The following is a 4,032-nucleotide window of genomic DNA, read 5'->3' on the forward strand; positions in this document are numbered from 1 at the left end:
GTTAGTCCCGCCAAAATCAGACCAACCGCCCAAACAGTTCCCCAGAACACGTTCCAGCTATCAAACTTGATAATCTCGAGATTCCTCAGTAACAGAACCCCGCCGAGCGCCGCAATGGTAACGCCAAAGAACACTCTAACGAGAAAATTTTTCTTCATACCACTATTATGACATATCAATCACGGCTAGCAAAACTATCGCTTCCGGCGCTTTTTCACTAAGACAATCACCCGCCAAACCGCCGCAATAGCTACGGCAATCGCTCCAACGATAATCGCCCAAGCACCAGGTGTCGGCCAGAAAAATAACTCTATCGGTTCAACCTTTTTCGTCGTTAAATCAGCCGAATTTTTACTAACGCCCCATTCGCCGGCCTTTTTGTTGTAAGCAATTGAAAGCTCAGCGCGGTACTTACCGCCCCAGAATGGCTGCAAATTACTCTCGTAGCGGAACTGGCGGATTTGCTCGGCAATTGCTGCATACTCGCCGCCGTTTTGATAAACAACGTTGCCTAGCATATCCCTGACTACTAATTTGACATCAACATCAGCCGAAACGTTGCCAGAATTTTTAATAGCAATGTCATATAACTGCTTGCCGTTATTATCGACGGCGAATTTACCAACTGTCACGTCGCGGTGAATATTACCAGGGATAGTAATCGCCATACGCACCGCTTGGCGCGTTTGCAGCTGGATACCGCCTTTCTTAGCAGCGGCCGGATCGGCCTTACGCTGGATTACCAAACAAGCATTATGCTCGCCAACGTCAGCCTTATCAGGCACGGTAACTGCGAAATCAACGTTCGTCGATGCACCAGGCGCCAAAGCCACCTCGCTTTTCGCTAGTTTTACCCAATTGCCAGCATCTTTCTTTGCCTCGACTTGCTGCTTACATGTCATATCGCCAGTCGCTGTGACCGTGCCATCGACGGCATACACCTCAATATTCGCTCGCTCAGTCAAACCATTAGTAATCGTCAACTGATCAGATTTGCTAGCACCGCGATTCAATTGATAAATAAAAATCGACTGCGTCCGCGGGTTGTTCGGATCAGGATTCGCCGGACGGCTACCAATTCCTGCCGCTAAAGCCGACGACGGCCATAAAACACCTGCCGCGACCACCATCACCGCTAGCCTGCGCCAGCATGAAACTATACCCCATATTCTCCTCATTAAAATCATATGATTTATTATACCAAGCCAAGACGCTCATGGCTATACCAACCACCCGGCTAATCCTCCCAAAAACTAAATAATCCGCGTAAATGAAAATCAGACGCCCGAAAGAGCGCCCAATTTTCATTGATATAACTGCGCCAGATCTTAGATAGCGGCCACAGTTTGAGTCATCGGCAAAGTATAGGTACCTGCTGCCTGTCCAGCTGGAATAGCCTGGCTCAAGCCGACACCCGTCACATAACCGCGCCAAACATCATCGGAACCAGCCGCCGCGCTGATCAGCGTTACCGGAGAAGTGCCGGAAAATGCTGCTTGCGAACCCAGTGTGATGCCCGTGGAAGCACCGATCATTGATGTCAGCGTTCCAGCAGCTGGATTAACCGTCAACTGTCCAGTCGTAGCATTACCGTTGTACTGATATGTATTGCTACCGCTCGTCCATTTTCCTGTACCAGGAGTTGTCGCATTCAATGTCAGCGTCCAGCCATTATTAGCGCCGCCAGGGTTATCGACAGCGATACGCTTATCATTAGCACCAAATGTACCAGTCGTCGTCTGGGCAGAAGTCGACGCCGTAGTCGCATTCATGGCAAATGTTGGATTTGTCACTACGCTATCGCCGGTATCACGAATGTCGGTACTGAGCACGCCAGCATTAATCGTCTGGCTCAATTCTGACGTCGCTGTAGTCGCCGCGTACACCGCTGTGCCCGCCAAACCGACTACGCCAGCTACACCGACTGCCAAAGCTACGTTTGCTATTAGTTTTTTCATATCGTATCCTTTCTTTTACGTTATTTTCGTTACTTCGTTGTCCATTACAGTGCTACTATCTACCCTCCTTCGCACCTCCGAACATCCGCTAATCTCCTATGGTTCATGACTGCCTCCTCGTCTGTTACGTATCAGCAGTATGAACGCAATAATAATCATTCCCAGCGCCGCTATCACCATAAGCCACATATTTGCGCCAGTATTAGCCAAATCTTTACCAGGTTTTATATCTGCAGCGGCTGCCGAAACAGCCGGAACCGCTGGTGATGATGGAATTACTGGCGGCGTCGGCGGCAAGATTCTCGGCGGGATAGTAACTGTAAAAGGTACCGCGTGATTAATTTGCAAAGCCGAGCCGTAGGCTTGGGTCGAGGAAGCGATCTCGCCAAGGTAAGTTTTGCCGCGTTCTATCACCAGCGTCGTATCGCCAGGATGTGTATTCGGCCAATTCGAAAGAACCAGCACCCAAGCATTGCCATTAACCGTCAATTCCGGATCAACACCCAAAACAAACGTCCGGCCAGCCAGCTCAACTGCCAACCGATGAACTCCAGTCATCGGATTAATAACCGTGTGTACCGCATCATATACGCCGTAAATCACTGGGTAGCCGTTATCTTTAATTACCGAATGGTCGTATTTTGGCGCAAAAACGTCGCACTCCACATCATTCACTTGACCAACCGCTCTGCTGTAAACTGTATGAGAGCAGTCTATTTCACGAATTAACTGTGAAAAAGTTGAATCTGCTGAAGTTGTCGCCAGAGCAGCTTTGCTATTAAAAACCACGCCAATTATTGCTGTTAAAAATACAACAACTACCGCACCAGTTCTCATTACATTTTTCATCCTCATCATTGCGCTACCACCGTTACTGTTACCGGCAATGTATACGCGCCTGGCTTCTGATACGCCGGAATAGTCTGCTTCAAGGAAATATTCTGCAATTTAAACAAGCAAGTCAAACTGCTGCTGCTCGAGGCGGTCGCTAGCGTAATCGCGTTAGCCGACGCCGTACCAGCCACAAACGCACCGCCCGCACCATAAGACAATCCAGCCGTCGTACAAGCCTGCCCCAGCGGCGTCGAACCAGACGCTGTAAAGGCGCTTGATGATAAGTCAACCGATAATTGCCCTTGGTCTGCATTAGTGTTATTAAACGCATAATTCGCTGCGCCGCCAGTCTGCGTCCATTTAGCTGTCGAACCGCCAGTTGCCGCCAATGAAACGCTCCAGCCTGTCGTCGATAAGCTATTTGCCACCTCAAGCTGTTGCGACGAATTATTAGATAATTTCGCAGTCGTGGTACTTGCCGTTTTACCAGTCATTGCTGCCGAAAATACAGTAGTCGGATTAGCTAATGTGGCATCAGTGGCATCTGCAAATCGAATATCCAGCGAACCATCAGCAGTCTTAAACTCCGGATAATACGAATAAGTATCGATACTCGTCCCCGGCGCTGCTGCCGTATCGGCCACCAAGCGAACACAATAATTCGTATTGCGCTCCAGGCCATTATCAGTCAGCGCCAAATCCCACAGGCCCGTCTCGCCGGCATTAATCTCGCGATTGTTCGTGAATGTCAGCTGCGCAGCGCTACCCGGGCGGACTATTGATTGATAGCTGTGACCAACACTAGTTGGCGGCAAACCTGGATTATTAGCCATTGCCGCAATCGCCGTCCCGTTATTCGGACCGGTCGCCGAGTACGCCAAAGCCGAATTATTAGTTACATCCTGCCAACCAGCAGCCACCGCCTGGCACGCCGCCGCCGTCTTCTTGGCGTATTGAACGCGGAGTTTCATGGCATTGGCGAGAACGGTAGCCATCTCTTTAGGTGCGTAAACGCGGACAGGAACGGAAGAGCTTATATTTGAATTATTGCCAAGCTGGCCAGAGCTGTTGATACCCCAACAGTATGCTTTATTATCAGATGTAGTTGCACAGGTATACCAAGCGCCAACCGAAACTTGTTTAATCGTCTTACCCGCTAGAGCACCGGTAGCATTGACAGCTACAGGAATAGAAGAATTTGATGTATTACCAATACCAAGTTGCCCAGAATTATTCCTCC

At 49.5% G+C, this 4,032-nt stretch carries 5 protein-coding genes; all 5 read right to left on the minus strand.

The window, feature by feature from the left end:
- Nucleotides 1-194: 194 nt before the first annotated feature.
- Nucleotides 195-1,130 carry a WxL protein peptidoglycan domain-containing protein gene (locus G1ANC_RS03795; RefSeq protein ID WP_164998023.1) on the minus strand — a complete coding sequence of 312 codons (936 nt, stop codon included), beginning with the start codon at nt 1,128-1,130 and terminating at the stop codon, nt 195-197.
- Nucleotides 1,072-1,308, minus strand: coding sequence for a hypothetical protein (locus tag G1ANC_RS04105; RefSeq protein WP_164998024.1), 237 nt, complete (start codon nt 1,306-1,308; stop codon nt 1,072-1,074). The genes G1ANC_RS03795 and G1ANC_RS04105 overlap by 59 nt, the downstream gene beginning before the upstream one ends.
- A 20-nt stretch (nt 1,309-1,328) precedes the next feature.
- Entirely contained in the window at nt 1,329-1,958 is a 630-nt protein-coding gene (locus G1ANC_RS03800; protein ID WP_129693675.1) for a hypothetical protein, read from the minus strand.
- 96 nt (nt 1,959-2,054) lie between these two features.
- On the minus strand, nt 2,055-2,816 hold the full coding sequence (locus tag G1ANC_RS03805; RefSeq protein WP_129693676.1) for an LPXTG cell wall anchor domain-containing protein: 762 nt from the start codon (nt 2,814-2,816) through the stop codon (nt 2,055-2,057).
- Nucleotides 2,813-4,032 (minus strand): RCC1 domain-containing protein (locus G1ANC_RS03810; protein WP_164998025.1); only part of this gene is annotated, 1,220 nt, incomplete at its 5' end. The genes G1ANC_RS03805 and G1ANC_RS03810, both read right to left, overlap by 4 nt.

The organism is Candidatus Nanosynsacchari sp. TM7_ANC_38.39_G1_1 (genome assembly GCF_004138385.1).

Bases quoted from the DNA above. Each gene is read 5' to 3' on its own strand.
- G1ANC_RS03795 (WP_164998023.1), bottom strand. From the start codon at position 1,130: ATGGTGGTCGCGGCAGGTGTTTTATGGCCGTCGTCGGCTTTAGCGGCA.
- G1ANC_RS04105 (WP_164998024.1), bottom strand. From the start codon at position 1,308: ATGAAAATTGGGCGCTCTTTCGGGCGTCTGATTTTCATTTACGCGGAT.
- G1ANC_RS03800 (WP_129693675.1), bottom strand. From the start codon at position 1,958: ATGAAAAAACTAATAGCAAACGTAGCTTTGGCAGTCGGTGTAGCTGGC.
- G1ANC_RS03805 (WP_129693676.1), bottom strand. From the start codon at position 2,816: ATGATGAGGATGAAAAATGTAATGAGAACTGGTGCGGTAGTTGTTGTA.